The following is an 18,119-nucleotide window of genomic DNA, read 5'->3' as shown; positions in this document are numbered from 1 at the left end:
TTAGCTCTTTTGCGCCTGGCAAGCCCGCTGGACGTAAGGGTTGTGATTCCCCTGGACTCTGGCGATACGTTCGTCGCGCTGGCATTCCCACTCCGTCACCGGGTATTGCTTGTCCCAGGCGTTGAACAGCTGCGTCTGCTGGCGGGAGAGGTTGAGGTCGTAACGGTCACGCATGTAGAAATAGGTGCGGGCGATACTGCCGCGCGCGCGGGCAGGGGGCTCGGCCACTTTTTCTTTGAAATCTACCTTCATGCCGCACTGGCCGTACTGGCCTTCGCCACCGTTCCACTGGCCGTACATAAAGTTGCCGCGATCGCCGTTCACTTCACCCACGGCAGGCTGCAGGTTATGCATATCGCTTTCCATCTGCCGATAAACCGGATCTTTGGCGCAGTTTTTACGTCCACCATCCTGCCAGCACTGGCGCTGGTGGCCGAACTGCCATGCCGGAACGACATGCTCCCATTCGATGCGGCTGGCGCGGTTTTCGTTTTTACGCACCTTATAGCCGCAGGACTCAAGGTCGACGACCCCTTTTTTACCCTGCCAGTTAATTTTACAGCCGCAGTAGAAATCGCCCGGCACGTCGGCGTTCACCTTCACGCCAGCTGCCTTAGCCTGAGAAAAACTGTTGATACCGTCGGCCAGGGCGTGGCCGGAAAGCGCCGTCGTCAGAAAGGCGACCGCGAGAGAAATATTACGGGACATCTTACACTCCGTGTCAAAACGAGCCCGCAACGTAACGAATGTTGTTCCTGTATGCAATCAGTCAGATCAGGAAAGTTCCTGAAAGTTCAGGTGATTATTCCGCCACAAGCGGCTCGCCGCATTTGACGCAGCGGTAGGTAGCCTCGCCGCGCATCACGCGGTTATGGCGGCGGACGGTAAGCTGGTGCTGCTGACAGTGGCAGCGATAGGGGAAGGTATTGCGGCGCACCGATTCCAGCTCGAACTGATGGGTTCGGCGCGCCGGCACGCCGAGCACCGCTTCCATCATCCACTTCCACTCTTTTCCGTGGGGGGCGACGCGTCCAAAGTGTTTCCACACCAGCAGATGGGCCAGCTCGTGCGGCACCACTTCCTCAATAAACGCCTGCTGGTTTTCCATCATCAGCACCGGGTTCAGGCGGATCTCATACGATTCCAGCCATGCGGTGCCCGCCGCGGTGCCGCGCTGTTGATAAACAACCTTAGGTTCAGGGTAACTGCGGCCGAGCTTCAGGTTTGCCTGGGCGAGTTTTTCCCGCAGGCTGCGCATAACGGCTTGCTGAAGGGCGATGGGGAGACGGGGTGCTTTCATAGGGGCAGAGCATAAAGCGCGAAGCGGGGAGGCGCAAGAGGCGCCTCCCGCAAGATAATTAGTCGTGAGCGCCGATTTCGCGCAGCGGGCGACCTTTCATCAGGTTACGTTCAATATGTTCCAGCGAAACGTGTTTGGTTTCTGGAACCAGCCAGATGGTCAGCACAATAAAGAAGATGTTCAGACCGGCGTAAACCCAGAAGGTGTTCGCGTTACCCAGGGTGTTGAGCATGGTCAGGAACGTTGCGCCGACGATCATGTTGGCAATCCAGTTGGTTGCGGTAGAGCAGGTGATACCAAAATCACGCCCCTTCAGCGGCTGGATCTCAGAGCACAGTACCCAAATCAGCGGACCGGCGCTCATTGCAAACCCGACGATAAACATCAGCAGCATGCCAACGGCAAAGTATTGGGCGGTTGGTGAGTGAATACCCACATGCATCATGGTTCCGAGCACGCCCATACCGGCCGCCATGACCAGGAAGCCCAGCGTCAGGGTAGGCTTGCGTCCCCAGCGGTCCACCAGACCGATGGCGATAAAGGTCGCCAGCACGTTGGTCAGGCCGACGATAACGGTACCCCACATCTGCTCGGTGGTGTTGGTATAGCCCGCCAGCTCAAAGATTTTTGGCGCGTAGTACATGATGACGTTCATCCCGGTGAACTGCTGCATCACCTGAAGCAGCACGCCGAGGAACACCGCGCGGCGGAAGTTGCTGTTCTCTTTAAACAGCGCCCAGCCGGACTGCTTCACCTTCAGGCTTTCGCGGATCTCTTCCAGCTCGTTTTTCGCTTCGGCGCTGGTGTCGCGCAGGCGCATCAGGACGCGTTCGGCATCGTGGAAACGACGTTTCGCGGCAAACCAGCGCGGGCTGTCCGGCAGGAAGAAGACGCCAATCAGCAGCAGAATAGCCGGGATGATGATGACGCCAAGCATCCAGCGCCATGCGCCGCTGTAGCTGAACGCGGTGTCGGAAAGGTACGCGCCCAAAATACCGATGGTGATCATCAGCTGGTACATCGAAATCATACTGCCGCGAATTTTCTCCGGCGCGATTTCGGACAGGTAAAGCGGGGCGGTATAGGACGCCACGCCCACGGCGAGGCCGAGCAGCACGCGAGAAACCAGCAGGACCTCAACGTTAGGCGCTGCGGCAGAGAAGAGTGAACCGGCAACGAACAGGATCGCGCCGATCATCAGGCTCTTTTTGCGCCCGAGCTTGAAGGAGAGCCAGCCGCTGCCGACGGCCCCGACGGCAGCGCCAAACATCATCGAGCTGACCACCCACTCCTGGGTGTGCGCGCTGATCTGGAATTCGTCAGTGATGAAAGGTAATGCACCGGCAATCACGCCGATATCCAGGCCAAAAAGTAATCCTGCTAGGGCGGCGAGGAAACAGACGAAGAATGTCATCGCCTTGTTGGACGTACGCCCCTGTTTTTTATTGTCAGGCATTATGCCCTCCAGTTGGGTTATCAGTTTTATTGATGTTAAGGGTAGGTGAGTGACCCGTAAAAATATGTGAGATTAATCACATGGGTGTAATCGGTTACACTGATGTGCAACCGTAAATAAAATTAAGGCTTTGAAAATATAGAGGTAAATGAGGTGATGCGCATCGCGAAAGAACACATTTCAGACTTAACTGAAAGGGAATGTAACAGCAGAAGAAAGGCGATCATGCAAAGAGAAAATTCTGAAAGCGAGATATATTCGGCATGGTGTAAGCGGTTTCAAACATAAAAAAAGCCAGCACAAAGGCTGGCTTTTTTAACGCTCGTGTCAGTCGATTACTTCAGACCGGCAGCTTCACGCAGCAGCGCCGCTTTGTCGGTTTTTTCCCATGGGAAATGTTCACGACCAAAGTGACCGTACGCCGCGGTTTCTTTGTAGATTGGGTGCAGCAGATCCAGCATCTGAATCAGGCCGTACGGACGCAGGTCGAAGAACTCGCGCACCAGCAGGGTCAGCTGTTCTGAAGGCACTTTCTCGGTACCGAAGGTTTCCACCATGATGGAGGTTGGCTCAGCCACGCCGATGGCGTAGGAAACCTGAATCTCACAGCGGTCAGCCAGGCCAGCAGCAACGATGTTTTTCGCCACATAACGTGCCGCGTACGCCGCAGAGCGGTCAACTTTAGACGGGTCTTTACCAGAGAACGCACCGCCGCCGTGACGCGCCATGCCGCCGTAGGTATCAACGATGATTTTACGACCGGTCAGGCCGCAGTCACCCATTGGGCCGCCGATAACGAAGCGTCCGGTTGGGTTGATGAAGAATTTGGTCGCAGAGCTCAGCCATTCGGTGGGCAGAACCGGCTTGATGATCTCTTCCATCACCGCTTCCTGCAGGGATTTCTGATCGATATCTTCGGAATGCTGGGTAGACAGCACCACCGCATCGATGCCAACGATTTTGCCGTCGTCGTACTGGAAGGTGACCTGGCTTTTCGCATCCGGACGCAGCCACGGCAGGGTGCCGTTTTTACGCACTTCAGCCTGACGCTGCACCAGACGGTGTGCGTAGGTGACCGGCGCTGGCATCAGCACGTCGGTTTCGTTGGTTGCATAGCCGAACATCAGGCCCTGGTCGCCCGCGCCCTGTTCCAGCGGATCGGCACGGTCAACGCCCTGGTTGATGTCTGGAGACTGTTTGCCAATCGCGCTCAGCACCGCGCAGGAGTTGGCATCAAAGCCCATATCAGAATGCACATAGCCGATCTCACGCACCGTGTTACGGGTGATCTCTTCGATATCAACCCATGCGCTGGTGGTGATCTCACCGCCAACCAGAACCATGCCGGTTTTGACATAGGTTTCACACGCGACGCGCGCTTTTGGATCCTGCGCCAGGATCGCATCCAGCACCGCATCGGAGATTTGGTCAGCAATTTTATCAGGATGTCCTTCTGATACGGACTCGGACGTAAACAGGTGTTTTGCCATGTTTTATTTCACCTAAGAGGAATTTGGTTAGCTCAAGCTGCTGTGTGGATTAGCCAAAGGAGATAATTCTACCAAGGCCTGCAGGTTTTTGACACTGGCAGTATGAGTGTTAATCAGTATAGATGGATTAACATCTGGATGGCTATTTTAGGTCACTTCTTCGCCCGATTTCCAGTTTTTTTTGACTCACCTCTCACTCAGTTGAAATTGCTGCTGGCAACAATTCCTGACGGCACCGGCAACGCGCACATTTATGTTTTGCTTTTTACCCCTGTTCTCGGTATAAAACGCGGCGCGCGGCTCATACAAAAAAAGCGCTCGATGAACTCATCGTGTCGCCACTTCCAGCCGGGTTAAGCAGTGAACTTTTAGCTTTGGCTTGGGGTCCGTTTCAGCAGAGGCGGCCGTGGAGGTGATACGAGATAATGAACCATCGTTTTCCGCTAATTCAGCGCAGCCGTTCTGGCGCGCATTTGATTCCCGCAACCCGCATTTCTAGTCTGCTAACCTGCCGATGTTATACCCATCTCGGCGCTTCTCAGGATTCCAGGGCCGGTCACGCTCTGTGAAAACTGAACAAGGGCGCTCTTGTTAATACAAGAGTTTTCTCGTGGTTTCGCCGAACCTTGTCATACAGAGTTCGGATACGTGTTTTACAATGATATGAATAAGAAACCGGTCGCACGGTCTGGATTTCAGCATACTCTGCTGGGAAACGGAGCCGTTTATGGGTTGTTATCGCCGTTTAACGCTGCGATAGTAGTCAACTGTTTTACACTTAATACAAAGAGTTGAGGTTCGCTATGTCTGACGACATGTCTTCTTTTTCGCCTTCGTCAGCGGGCGAACAGGGTGTACTACGTTCTATGCAGGAGGTTGCGATGAGCTCCGAGGAAGCCAGCAAGATGCTGCGCACTTACAATATTGCCTGGTGGGGCAATAACTACTACGACGTCAACGAACTGGGCCACATCAGCGTCTGCCCGGATCCGGACGTCCCTGAAGCGCGCGTGGATCTCGCTAAGCTGGTGAAAGCCCGTGAAGCTCAGGGCCAGCGTTTGCCTGCACTGTTCTGCTTCCCGCAGATCCTGCAACATCGTCTGCGTTCTATTAACGCGGCGTTCAAGCGCGCGCGTGAGTCCTACGGCTATAAAGGCGACTACTTCCTGGTTTACCCGATCAAGGTGAACCAGCACCGCCGCGTGATTGAATCCCTGATCCACTCCGGCGAGCCGCTGGGGCTGGAAGCAGGCTCTAAAGCGGAGCTGATGGCGGTTCTGGCGCATGCGGGCATGACCCGCTCGGTGATCGTCTGTAACGGTTATAAAGACCGTGAATACATTCGTCTGGCGCTGATTGGCGAGAAGATGGGCCACAAGGTCTATCTGGTTATCGAGAAGATGACTGAAATCGCGATCGTGCTGGAAGAGGCTGAACGACTGAACGTGGTGCCGCGCCTCGGCGTGCGTGCGCGTCTGGCGTCCCAGGGTTCCGGTAAATGGCAGTCCTCCGGCGGCGAAAAATCCAAGTTCGGCCTCGCGGCAAACCAGGTACTGCAGCTGGTGGAAATCCTGCGCGAGCGCGGTCGTCTGGACAGCATTCAGCTGCTGCACTTCCACCTCGGTTCGCAGATGGCCAACATTCGCGACATCGCCACCGGCGTGCGTGAATCCGCCCGTTTTTACGTTGAGCTGCACAAGCTCGGCGTGAATATTCAGTGCTTCGACGTGGGCGGCGGCCTGGGCGTGGACTACGAAGGGACCCGCTCGCAGTCTGACTGCTCGGTGAACTACGGCCTGAACGAATACGCCAACAACATCATCTGGGCGATTGGCGATGCCTGTGAAGAGAACGGCCTGCCGCACCCGACGGTGATCACCGAATCCGGCCGCGCGGTGACCGCGCACCATACGGTGCTGGTCTCTAACATCATCGGCGTTGAGCGCAGCGAAATTTCCGAAGCGACGCCGCCACAGGATGATGCGCCTCGCTCTCTGCAAAGCATGTGGGAAACCTGGCAGGAGATGCACGAGCCGGGCACGCGTCGTTCCCTGCGCGAATGGCTGCACGACAGCCAGATGGATCTGCATGATATTCACGTCGGTTATTCCTCAGGCACCTTCAGCCTGCAGGAGCGCGCGTGGGCGGAGCAGCTCTATCTGAACATGTGCCATGAGGTGCAAAAGCAGCTCGACCCGAGCAACCGCGCGCACCGTCCGATTATTGACGAGCTGCAGGAGCGAATGGCGGATAAGATTTACGTCAACTTCTCGCTGTTCCAGTCGATGCCGGACGCCTGGGGTATCGACCAGCTGTTCCCGGTTCTGCCGCTGGAAGGGCTGAACCACGCCCCGGAACGTCGCGCGGTGCTGCTGGACATCACCTGTGACTCCGACGGCGCAATCGACCACTACGTTGACGGCGACGGTATTGCCACGACGATGCCAATGCCGGAGTACGACCCTGAGAACCCGCCGATGCTGGGCTTCTTTATGGTCGGTGCGTATCAGGAGATCCTCGGCAACATGCATAACCTGTTCGGTGATACCGAAGCGGTTGACGTGTTCGTCTTCCCTGACGGCAGCGTGGAAGTTGAGCTGTCCGACGAAGGGGACACCGTGGCGGACATGCTGGAATACGTTCAGCTGGATCCGAAAACCCTGCTGACGCAGTTCCGCGACCAGGTGAAAAACACCGGTCTGGACGACGCGCTCCAGCAGCAGTTCCTGGAAGAGTTTGAAGCGGGTCTGTACGGTTATACGTACCTGGAAGACGAATAACGCACGAATGGGGCGTTAAAAAAAGGGTCTGACGAAAGTCAGACCCTTTTGTTTTAGCTGTACTGCTGGTCGGTGAAGGTGATGGTCACCGGGGCATAGATATTAATCGGTCGATCGATTTGCAACGCCTTCCACTGGGGACGCGCGTTCATCGCACCTTTGCTCATGTCGCCGTTCCACTGCTTGTGTTCCGGTGTTTTCGGCATATCCATCCCGGTTTGACCGGTGGACGATCCCGGAGAGAGCTTAACGTCATCGCCTTTGGTGTTGCTGGAAGGTGCAACGCCGTTGGTCATGTCGCCATTCCACTGCTTGTGCTCCGGCGTTTTCGGCATATCCATCCCGGTTTGACCGGTGGACGACCCCGGAGAGAGCTTAACGTCATCGCCTTTGGTGTTGCTGGACGGCGCAACGCCGTTGGTCATGTCGCCATTCCACTTCCTGTGGTCCGGTGTTTTCGGCATGTCTTTACCGGTTTTAGCCGTCGCGGAGCCCGGAGAAAGCACCGGATAGTGAGTTTCCGGTACGGCCCATTTCTTCACTGGCGTGACCGTTGTGGCTTCTGGTTTCGCTTTTGGCGTAACTGTTGCGGCCTCTGGTTTCGCTTTTGGCGTCAGCGGCTGGGACGTTGACGGCGCAACGTTTGGCACGGCTTCACTGCGTGCGGTTTCAGACGCGACGGCCTCCTTATGGACAGCAGAAGAGGCGGACGTGGAGGTCGTTGTCGCCGTCGTTTTCTCAATCGTCATATGCTGAGAATCCGACGTTGTACGCGTCGTGGTAGTCGTTTCCTGCTGCGTAGAGCCTGGCTTAGTCGGCGTACACTTGTGAGGGCAGCCGCCATCGTCCGTATGGCCGTCATCCGGCTTCGCTGGAGTATCGCTGTCTGCGTCAGCGCCGTTTTTCTTCTTCTTACGAATCCCCGGATCGGCAAGCGTGTAGGAAATGTTATTTCCTGCTTCTTTCTCATCACGCGTGACAACCGACATTTCATCTTTATTGGTATTGAGATCGCCATTCACTGCCGCACTGGTGGTGTCACCCACGGCGATAGTGGATTTCTGCGTTTCGTTGTAGTGAATTTCATCCACGGTGTCGACGTAGATGTTACCGGAAGGCACAACGCCATTGCTCAGGCCAATGCCGCCACCGCCGTACAGACCATCCTGCTCAACGTGGTCTTCCAGCGTTTTCGCATTGATATCGCCTGCAACGTTCACCGAGCCCGTGCCGTCCTGAGACACCAGGTTGGCCCCGGTCATGTTCAGGTCGCCGCCGGTTTTGACATTCAGTTCGCCCGTGGTATTGATACCGGACTGCTTCCCTGTTTTAGCCGAATCGTAACTCTCGGAGCCGCCGCCCCCGTTGACGGACGCGTTCGGGATGATGCCCGCTGCCGAGGCGGAGATGCCCACAGAAGCGCCCCAGTTACCGCGGCTGCTTTCGGTGTGCTCGGTATTCTGCACAGAGGTGATATTCATATCGCCTGCAACGTTAACATCCGCTTTTTCTACATCGATGTTAGCGCCCTTCATGTTCATATCACCGCCAGCGTTCACTGTGACCGTGTCGCCGTTGATAGTACTGTTCTTATACGACGTAGAGTTACCCGAGCCGTGTTCCGTACTGCCGTTGTAATCGACTGAAATGCCGCCGCTTGTGCCGGTTATATCCACTCCCACGCCTGCGGTAATACCGCCTTTGTGTTTTTCGGTTTCATTGGTGTAAGAGGTCGTTGATTTCGCTGCGTTAATGTCCACATTGCCACCCGCATTGATCTCCGTATTCTGCGAGCTCACGTTCACGCCGTTGAGCGTGGTATCGTTGGTCGAATTAATGCTGACGTTTTTAGCATTAATATTGGTGGTATTCTCCGCCGTTGCGGTGCGCGTTTCTTTCGTTTTCGTCGTATTACCGCCGAAAGTGACGGAGCCGCCAGCAAGATCGTTTAGCATGATGTTGGACACATCGCCCAGCACTTCCGCCGTCGTGGTTCCGCTGTTAATCAACTGGCCTTGCTGCGATTTATCAATGAGATTCCCGGTTTTGTCGATCGCATCAACTACCGCACTGTGGGCCTCACCTGAAACACCGACAAAGCGGTCTTTATGTGTGACGGTGGTTTTGGTTTCATCCTCGTATTTGGTGCTTGCGACATCCTGCGCGTTAATGCTGAGCTTATCGCCAGCGGAAAGGTCAGCGCCGCCAATATCTGCCGTTTTTCCTGCATTCACGGAGCCGGAATCGGTGAAATTAATGGACGCGTTGGTGTTCTGCTTGCTCTGGGTCGACACGGTATCGGTAGTGTCTTCCATACCCACCCTGAAACCTGCAGTATCGGAGATCGGTGCGCGGCCCGGTTTGGCACCAATCGCGGAGGTTTCAGAATTACCGCCTGCGCTGGTGTAGTCGCCAGAGGTGGTATTTTTTGTGGTGCCCTCGTTTTTGCCGTAGGAAGCCGAGGCGGATTTACCGGCGCCGCTGATGCCGGCCTCAGCAATAAACTGGCGAGACTGTGTGGTGTGTTCCTCAACGGACACGTTTTCAGACGTCTTTATCTCAACGTTTTCTGCCGCATTGATGGTGCCACCGTTGGCTTTAATGCTGCCGCCTTCCATGACCACATTCTTGCTGGCATCAATCTGAACGTTACCGCCAGCCTTGACGGTTGAGCCGATAGCTTCCCCGCTAACCGTTTTGGTGTCGGTGGTGGTATAGCTGGACAGACCGGTGATCTCGGTATTGATGGTACGGGTAGAGTCAATCTGATGCAGGTCGTTGAAGGTGACGTCACCTTCGCTTGCCTTCATGGTCACATCCTGGCCTGCCGTAATATCCGCCGCGTTGGAGGTGATAGTTTTCGCCTGCATAGTGATACTGCCGCCAGCGGTGACGCCGTCATCGTGCGCATGAATCATCTGCTTGCCGTCTTCGCCGTGGCCGACAGACGCGGTCAGAGTGATGTCGCCTTGTTCAGCCGTTATGTCAATGTCGCCACCGGCGTTCACTGCCGCACCGTTAGAGGCAATGCTGCCATTTTCCGACGTCATTGAGACATTATTACCCGCAGAGATGCCGGCATTCGTCGCGTTGCTGATATTTTTGATATCACCCTCGGCCACCAGCGTAACGTCACCCTGGGAGGAGAGGGTACCGTTCACGTTGTTGATGGCGGTGGCATCAACAGACAGGCTATTCCCGGCAGCGATGGACGCTGTGCCATTGCTGATATCACCGGAAACCAGCTGGCGAAGGGTTTCAGGGCAAAGGTAGACTACCGGCACCAGAACTTCCGTCCCTTTGATGTTCTGGCTCACGAACCAGACGATATCCTGGGTCAGCCCATTACGCTGCTCTTCGCTCAGGGGCTGGCCCACCACCAGATTCAGATCGCTGTTTTCCGCCGCAATTCCGGCGTTATCCATCAGATTCTGCACCAGCGCATCGCCTTCGAGACCGTCACGTATCGCAAACATGCTGCCCACGGAACGGGTGATCTCTCGACGAATCAATTCGGAGATGAAGTAGTTATCCCCAATGACGTTAACGGTTTCGGTGGTCGTGTAATCTACCTTGTCGAAATAGTAGTCAGAGCCGCTGTAATTGCTCTGGTCGATCATTTCCGGGCGCGTTTCGAAAATCGGAATGATGTGGTTGGCCGGGCCGCTGTATTCGGTACCGTTTTTCGCCGCCGCGGAGGCTTTTTTGAATTCGTCAGTGACTTCAAACATCCCCGGCAGGGAGACCAAATCCTTTATGGTCGGCAGCGGGCTAATCCCCATGGCCAGCTCTTCCAGCGTTTTGGTATTGACGGCAACATCATAGCCCGCAATGACCGTATCTACGCTGTAATCACCCACGTCGATATTCTGAACAGTAGCGTTCTCTCTGATCGTACCCGCGTTCGCCAGGCCGTTATCCAGGGTGCCGCCATTGTGCGTGAAGTTACGACCCGCCGTGATTTCGCCTTTTTCAGACGGCACAAAGTAGATCATATTTCTCTTCAGTGAGTTAGTGCTGGCATCACCGTCGTTGAGACTGTGCCATGCTGCGCTCAGGGTACCGTACTCCTGCGCGTTCCACGTTTCGCCAAACACTTTGCTCATGACATAGCTGAGCTGGGTTGAGGTATTTGCGGCGTCGATCAGGGATTTATAGCTACGATCTCTGTTCGGATCCTCGCTGCCGCTTTTGGTCTCGGGCTTGCCGTCGCCAAAGACGAAATCGAGGTATTGATACAGCGAGCTGAAGGTCAGCGTCGTGTAGTGCCCCGATGCCACCTTCCAGAAGTCGGTCAGCACGATCGGTTCATTGAGCGTGAGGTGCAGATAATCATACATCGATTCCGACGTATATTTTGGCGAGTTCAGGAGATTACCGGTAATGGTGATATCACGTCCCGCCTGGATCAGACCGCCGGTATTTTTGATCTCTTTGTCCGCGAAGATATCGCGCTGGTTGATATTGATATCTTTACCCGCGCTGATTTCGCCAAGTTTGTCCATGGCGATATCAGAGCTCAGAACCGGAATATGTAGCACCGTAGTGATGCTGACCTGCGTCATAACGTTATCTACACCGGACCATTTGCCCACCGCATCCTGCGTTTGGGTTTGCGAAATCGTGCCGCCCGTATAGGTACTTTGGTTTTCCAGATAGGCTGCATCAATATTAATATTTTGCTCGGAGCGAATGATCCCGGCGTAGTTAATCAGGCTTTTCGCGATGAGCGACATGTCGCCCATGCTCAGAATGTTGCCCGTAAAGTCATTCACAAAGGTGCCATTGCGGACATCAATATCCATCTGCCCCAGCGACCAAAGCAGGCTGTTACTGTTGTTCGTCATCCCACCGGCATGGATGTGCATATCCCCGCCCGTCACGACAGACTTGCTGTTGACAAAATTACCTTCTGCCTGCAGCGTCAGGTTGCCAATCACTTCCATCATGGTGTTATTGAACAGGGAGCTTTCGGTGCTCAGCGTCATATCATGACCCGCGCGGATATTGCGGGTCATGTCATCCAGGATGAGGGAATCTTTCATCCTGAGCATTAAATCATGACCCGCTTCGAGGATGCCGCCGGTGTTATTTAGCGTGTCAAGGTTGAGATTCATGTCGTTTCTGGCGACCGTTACGCCAGATTCATGATTATTCAGTTTCGACGCGTTGATCGTGACGTTATTACCGGCGATCAGACCATTTCTTTCGTTGGTGATCGTCCCTCCGGCCACATTAAGGGTGGTGTTATTTGCCCCAGAGATCACTGACGCGTCAGAGTTGATCACATTGTGAGCGACGTTAAGTGACAGGTCGCTTTGCGTCGACACAATCACCGCCTGTTCGAGGTTGGCCAGGTTTTGCGCATTGATAGTGATGTCGCCGCCCGCCACGATAGTGGACACTGACTGCTGTCCATCATCAGCGGTGATACTGCCGAGATTGCTCAGCGTGTCGGCAACAATCTCCAGCGGTCCATTGACGGCCTGGATGATGCCCGCAGTGCGGTTTGTCAAAATGCCAATGGCGTTCAGGACCGTTTTCATATTGGCGGAGATCACCGCGCTCTCGCTGTTGACGAGGGACTCAACGTCTTCAATCGTCAGATTACGCAGCGCAACCAACACATGGTCTTCGCCTTTGTTGGTCAGGTTTTTAACGTTGCGGATGATCAGATCCAGCCCCGCCTGAACCACACCTTCGTTTTTCAGGTCGTCAACGTCGTCGATCGCAATGGTCCCATTGCCGATCATAACGGCGTGGTTGTTTAACGTCTTCACACCGCTGATATTCAGATCGCCAGAAGAGGCAATCACCGCATTGCTGCTGTTGTTAAGCGTGGTTGCTCCCGCGATGGAGAGGGCGGCATCCGATTTAATCATCGAGGTGCCGCTGTTATTCAGGGTGCCTACGTTTTTCAGCGTGGTGTTTTCTGCGCCGAACAGGGTTGCACCTTCAGTGTTGTTGAGGGTGTTCACATCGGACAGTGACAGCGTGCCGTCAGAAATCACAAAGCTGCCGGTGTTATTGAGCGTGTTGAGATGGGTCAGTTGCAGCGTCTTGCTGGCATACAGCGTGGCGGCGTTCAGGTTATCGACGACGCTAACGCGATCGAGCGTCAGGCTACCGGCCTGAATCGTTGAGGCGTCGTTAAGCAATGATGTTGCTGAAACGGAGAGGTTTTCCCTAGCCGCGATCAGCGCGTCATGCGTGTTGGCGAGGGTGGAAATTCCGCTGGCATGGACATTTTCGCCCTGGAGCAGCCCATCGTTATTGTTTACAGCCAGTGCGCCGTCGCCATTTAGGGCGAGATTCTTTCCGGCAACAATGCTGCCTTTTTGACTATTCAGCAGCGCTTTTTTGACCTCAAGCTGCATGTCTGTGCCCGCACTCAGCGTGCCGCCCTGGTTTTTCAGATTCTCGGTGGCGATGGTCAACTTCTCGCTCGCGCTGACGCTGCCGCTGTTACTGACGGTTGCATCGGCCTTACGGGTACTGGCGGAGACATTACGCCCTGCAATACGTCCGGTATTGCTGAGGGTGTCACCGCCGGATGTCAGCGTCACGTCATGCTTGTTGCTGGCAATGGTGCCGTCGTTGACGATATTACCGTCGGCATCAATAAAGATCAGCGCATCGTTACCGCTCAGGGTACCGCTGTTTGACACATCACCGTTGACGTTAATGCGTACCTCACCGCTATCCGCACCGATATGACCACTGTTATTAAGGGCGCTGGCGGTCATGACCAGATTGTTATCCGCGTAGAGGCGCCCTGCATTGTCAAGATGACCGACAGACAGCGTCTGGGCGTTGCTGGCATAGAGAATGCCATTGTTCTTCATCGAACCTGATGCAATCCGGATATCCCCTGTGGCGCTGACGGAACCCTTGTTTTCAAACGCGCCGGTCAGGTTGAACTGAAGTGTTCCTTTCTTCGCGAGAATAACGCCTTCATTGTTGGTCATGCTGCCCGCAGTGATGTTGATATCACCACTGTTGCTAACGACCTCCGCGTCGGAGACGAGGGTGCTGAATGGCACCTGCTGGCCATTCTGAATGACGACAAAATCGCCATTTTTTAACGTAACCACGCCATCGGAAATGACGGCTCCGTTAGCATCCAGTGCTTTGAGTTTTCCGGAAAGGGTGTACTGCCCGGCAACATTAATCTGAATCGCGGGAACCGCTGTCGTCGCACTGTTTTGCGCGAGGATCGCCGCCGTGTTTTGCAGCAGGGTAGACGCATCAATGCGGATGGTACCGGTACGGGAGATCAGGTCGTTATTCACCGTCAGGCCTGAGAGAGCATGCAGGATAATATTATTCTGCGCATCGGTGCTCCCGGCGCCGCTGCTGTTTTTATTGAGGGCAATATTGTTGCCGCTGACGGTGACGTTTTTGTTGCTGCGTATGCCCGTCAGCGTCACGTCGCCGTTAGCGCTGATCTCAATATCATCCGTGGCTATGATACTGCCCTGGTGACGGACGCCCGCGCCGGACTCGGTACTGATAAGCTGAATTTTACCGCCGTACATCGACCCCATTGCCCGACCATCAATCGCGACATCTGGTGCGTGTCCGTCACCCGCATTGCGAACGCTATGCACGCGGCTTGAGAGGTCGTAATCGTTCTGGCCCGCAACAACCTTGATGTCGGCCTGACCCGCAATTTCACCTTCCAGTTGAGCGCTGCGGCTGACGATGTCGAAGTAAGTCAGCCCTTCGGTAGAAATACCTTGTCCCGTGACAGAAACGTTACCTTTCTCAACCGCAAGCTTATAGTTGCCGTCCTCTTTCATCTGTACCTTACCGGTACTCAGCGTCAGGCTGTTGGCATTAATGGTGGTGGCGCCGTTAACGCTAATGCCGTTTTCGTTGGCAACGATCACGTCCGCTTTTCTGCCAAAGACTTCCATCGTTCCGTTAATATAGGAGGCCTGGGCACCCGTCACTTCACTGATAATGGCTTTTGCTTCATGCTCAAGCTGGGCGTTTTTAACCGTATAACCCCCGATCTTAGACACGCCATCCTGCATGCTGTTGTTAAAGATCAGACCATTTTTATCAACGTTAAACTGGTCAAATTTATTCAGTGAAACACCTTTCGCATTCGGATCGGTGATATTCACGACTGGCGTGCCGTTAGCCGCCTGGCCCATGGTTGGCCCTTTGCTCTGGCTGGCATCCGGCACCGTCGCGGCTTCGGCATTAGCGGCGAGGATGCCCGCTATCGAAATAAAAAGGGGACAAAGGTGTTTATGTAAATTCCCAGCGGTTAGCTTCGTTTTTGAAGTTTTATTATTGCTCATAAAAATTCCTTAAATTAGAAAGTTACTTCCATCTTGTAATAAACGACCGTGTTATCGACGGTATTCTCTTCCAGTGAATCTGGTTTTTTTATAGGCCAGCCCGCGAGGACATATGTTGAGAAATGGCTACCGGTAGCTTTAACTCCGACCGAGCCACCCATCATGAATTGGCTGTCACATACGTTGACGCCTTTAGGGCAATTATCTTTGGCAAAGCCCAGGTCATAACCTAAATAGGGAATAAGCTGATAAATACCGCCGATGCCTATATCAAAAGGAAACTGCAGCGTATTGGCGATCCAGCCGCCGCTATCAACCAGCAGGCTATCATCTTTAAATCCGCGCACGGTGAATTCATCGCCCAGCGTTAATTTGGCATCGCTGACCAGGACGTGCGGGGTGTACTGGAACCCGGCGTTGAGTTCATAGACGCCACCCAGACGGCCAGCCTGAAAAAGCGGACGCGTCCAGCTGGCAATGCCGTTGTACTTGACGTAATCAAGGTCAAAACCTTTGAGATCGGCATCGTTTTTCCAGGCAGAACCGAACCAGGGAACCGCTGCCGTCACGCCCACATCGCCATAGAACCAGCCGTTCATCAGGGCGCCGACCCACGTTGCGCCTGACGAAATCGCGGTATAGGTTTTAGAGCTGACGTCTATACGGTGGTTTTCAATGCTGTTATTGCTGTTACGTCTTTCAACTTTTGCCCACCAGCTGGTTTTACCCGTGGCGTTACGGCCCAGCATGCGGCTGATACGCAGTGAAGCGCGGTCTGAATCTCCGTCAGACGCGTAGCTGGCGTTATTGCCGGCAAGGGTTTTATCGTAGCTGGATTTGTAATAAAGCGCGTCGAATGACCAGTAACCCAGTGGGATGCTGTAACTCGTTGACCACGAATCCTGATTATCCTGGTTATTTTTCAGGTTATTCCATGAATAATATACGTTGAAAATATCATTGATACCGGCAATGTTTTTAGCGGTTACGCTGCCATAATACTGCTGCCAGCCGTCAGCCTTAATGCCAGAGTTGTTAAGGCCTGCGGCGACGGAAAGGGGGAGCTCAGGCTCGTGCAGCAGATTAAGATCGGAATAGCTGTTTACAATCGACGGCTGAATATCAATATTGTCTTTGGGATAAACGCGCAGCAGGTTTTCGACCATCTGATCGATATCCTGCATGTTCAGAATCTTGTCTTTCGCAAAGGGGTAGGCAGTGAACAGGCGCGTGCGTTCACGGAGAGACGGTTCATGCCCGTTAACCTTAAGATCGTTTATTTTTCCCCACAGCACCCGTAGAGAGAGCGTACCCGTTTTGATATTTCCTGGCTCAATACCAATCAGCGTTGTGGCATAACCGCGAGAAATATAAAAATCCGTCAGCTCTTTAACCAGTTCAAATATTTCTGTTCTGCCGAGCATTTTGCCTTCATAGCGATCGATAATCGCCTGACGCAGTGGCGAACCGTCAAACAGGACATCATCAAGAATAATGATATGATTGATCTGAAAGCGCCAGCTCGAGTCGCTGCTGGTCAGGGTTTCTTCTCCGGCTTCACGCAATTTTTTTTGTTGCTGGATTAACCGTTCTGTCCGCTTGGCTTCTTCTATTAATACCTGGCTGGTTTGTCTTTCGAGACGATCCATTTCCTGTTTATTTTGCTGACCCGGAAGTGCCACCGTAGCGTGAGCCACAGGAATGAACGGCACTGATAAAATCGCATATTTTGAAAAACGCTGAAGCACGAATCTCTCCTTGATAATTATTTTATAGCCATGGTGTATTGAATTGCGCCGACCACCCTGCCAGCGCTTAATGAATTCTCACGATTAACTTCTGCAGGAACGAATATCTGAGCCTGATAGTTTTTCGTTACTCGGGATGAAACCGGAAAAACAATTTCTTTCCCAAGAAAAAGGGGCGTTGAGATATAAGGGCTCGATTTTTCGTAAACCATAATCGCGAAGTTTTGGGCGTAGCCTTCGCCGGTCTCAACACCCAAAAGACCACTCGATGAAGCAAATTTTGTCCCGATCAGAGAAGAGAGAGTTAAGCCAACCTGTTCCTGTTCCGGGCAAGTGATGGTAATAGAAAAGTCTTTTTTATCGCCCTGGTAATTTTGCGTGTTCTGGAATGAGGCAATACTGTAGGTCCCTAAATTAACGTTTGTCGACGAGGGATAAATGGAACATGAACGCGTATTCACTTTAATCGGTACTGATAAATTGATAGTAAGAATACGAAGCTCATCCTCTTGCGAGAGCAAAGGTTTGACTTTTACGTTAACCATTTCACCGGCAGGGATCTCGGGTTCACCCTGATTAATGGTGCCAGTCTGAACAAACTCCAGTAGCACCGTGCTGTTATCGATCGAACAGCTCGGACTACAGGTCACAGGAGAACCGGAGTTACCCGGTACCCAGGTGTTTCCGGTATTGGCTGGCCATTTCATCCGAATACCAATCCCCGGGATTTCGGTTGCATAGACTTTATCTATCGAGGTAGAGAGATAATTTCGGCTGTATGCAGTGTGCCACTGCGTTTGCGTTGATTCATCACAGCTATATTTGATGTTAGGTGCGGTATAGGTTTTAGACCATAATACCGTTCCTGCGGAGCCTTTATCCGCAGGGTTCAGCGTAATGTTGTCTGTGATATTTAACACCTTTTCCACGCCGTCGATTGTGCACGCTGAGGCTTTTACTTCAAGGCTAAATATCCATAATAATGATAATATAAGGAGATAAAGCGGAGTCGTAATGTATTTATTCATTTTCT

General features: G+C 53.6%; 11 protein-coding genes. 4 read left to right on the top strand and 7 right to left on the bottom strand.

The window, feature by feature from the left end:
• From endA to metK, 4 genes are all read right to left on the bottom strand, one after another.
• The gene (endA, locus tag FY206_RS20495; RefSeq protein ID WP_032643327.1) at positions 1 to 708 is read right to left on the bottom strand and encodes a deoxyribonuclease I; all 708 of its coding nucleotides are present in this window, start codon (positions 706 to 708) and stop codon (positions 1 to 3) included.
• Positions 709 to 802: 94 nt separating this feature from the next.
• Positions 803 to 1,300 carry a SprT family zinc-dependent metalloprotease gene (locus FY206_RS20490; protein WP_032643325.1) on the bottom strand — a complete coding sequence of 166 codons (498 nt, stop codon included), beginning with the start codon at positions 1,298 to 1,300 and terminating at the stop codon, positions 803 to 805.
• A 58-nt stretch (positions 1,301 to 1,358) separates the two neighbouring features.
• Positions 1,359 to 2,756: a galactose/proton symporter gene (gene galP / locus FY206_RS20485; RefSeq protein ID WP_023309123.1), complete on the bottom strand. Its 1,398-nt coding sequence runs from the start codon at positions 2,754 to 2,756 to the stop codon at positions 1,359 to 1,361.
• Between the two features lie 335 nt (positions 2,757 to 3,091).
• Positions 3,092 to 4,246 (bottom strand): methionine adenosyltransferase, encoded by a 1,155-nt coding sequence (gene metK / locus FY206_RS20480; protein WP_010435443.1) that lies wholly within the window; start codon positions 4,244 to 4,246, stop codon positions 3,092 to 3,094.
• 138 nt (positions 4,247 to 4,384) lie between these two features.
• Here metK and FY206_RS20475 point away from each other — a divergent pair, with 138 nt between their 5' ends.
• From FY206_RS20475 to speA, 4 genes are all read left to right on the top strand, one after another.
• Positions 4,385 to 4,603 (top strand): hypothetical protein, encoded by a 219-nt coding sequence (locus FY206_RS20475; protein WP_143349523.1) that lies wholly within the window; start codon positions 4,385 to 4,387, stop codon positions 4,601 to 4,603.
• A gap of 68 nt (positions 4,604 to 4,671) precedes the next feature.
• The gene (locus FY206_RS25865; protein ID WP_420909256.1) at positions 4,672 to 4,815 is read left to right on the top strand and encodes a hypothetical protein; all 144 of its coding nucleotides are present in this window, start codon (positions 4,672 to 4,674) and stop codon (positions 4,813 to 4,815) included.
• 94 nt (positions 4,816 to 4,909) lie between these two features.
• Positions 4,910 to 5,041 (top strand): acid stress response protein YqgB, encoded by a 132-nt coding sequence (gene yqgB / locus FY206_RS20470; protein ID WP_131657971.1) that lies wholly within the window; start codon positions 4,910 to 4,912, stop codon positions 5,039 to 5,041.
• Positions 5,042 to 5,049: 8 nt separating this feature from the next.
• On the top strand, positions 5,050 to 7,026 hold the full coding sequence (gene speA, locus FY206_RS20465; RefSeq protein ID WP_032643320.1) for a biosynthetic arginine decarboxylase: 1,977 nt from the start codon (positions 5,050 to 5,052) through the stop codon (positions 7,024 to 7,026).
• A gap of 53 nt (positions 7,027 to 7,079) precedes the next feature.
• Here the strand turns inward: speA and FY206_RS20460 are convergent, their stop codons facing one another.
• The 3 genes from FY206_RS20460 to FY206_RS20450 form a co-directional block, all read right to left on the bottom strand.
• Entirely contained in the window at positions 7,080 to 15,338 is an 8,259-nt protein-coding gene (locus FY206_RS20460; protein WP_032643318.1) for a two-partner secretion domain-containing protein, read from the bottom strand.
• A 14-nt stretch (positions 15,339 to 15,352) separates the two neighbouring features.
• On the bottom strand, positions 15,353 to 16,987 hold the full coding sequence (locus tag FY206_RS20455; protein ID WP_229267811.1) for a ShlB/FhaC/HecB family hemolysin secretion/activation protein: 1,635 nt from the start codon (positions 16,985 to 16,987) through the stop codon (positions 15,353 to 15,355).
• A 116-nt stretch (positions 16,988 to 17,103) separates the two neighbouring features.
• Complete coding sequence (locus tag FY206_RS20450) at positions 17,104 to 18,114, bottom strand: fimbrial protein (protein WP_032643316.1); 1,011 nt, start codon at positions 18,112 to 18,114, stop codon at positions 17,104 to 17,106.
• Positions 18,115 to 18,119: the final 5 nt, after the last annotated feature.

The organism is Enterobacter chengduensis (assembly GCF_001984825.2).
Classification (GTDB): domain Bacteria; phylum Pseudomonadota; class Gammaproteobacteria; order Enterobacterales; family Enterobacteriaceae; genus Enterobacter; species Enterobacter chengduensis.
The sequence above is the reverse complement of the archived record's forward strand: the minus strand, read 5'-3'. Positions and strand labels throughout refer to the sequence as shown.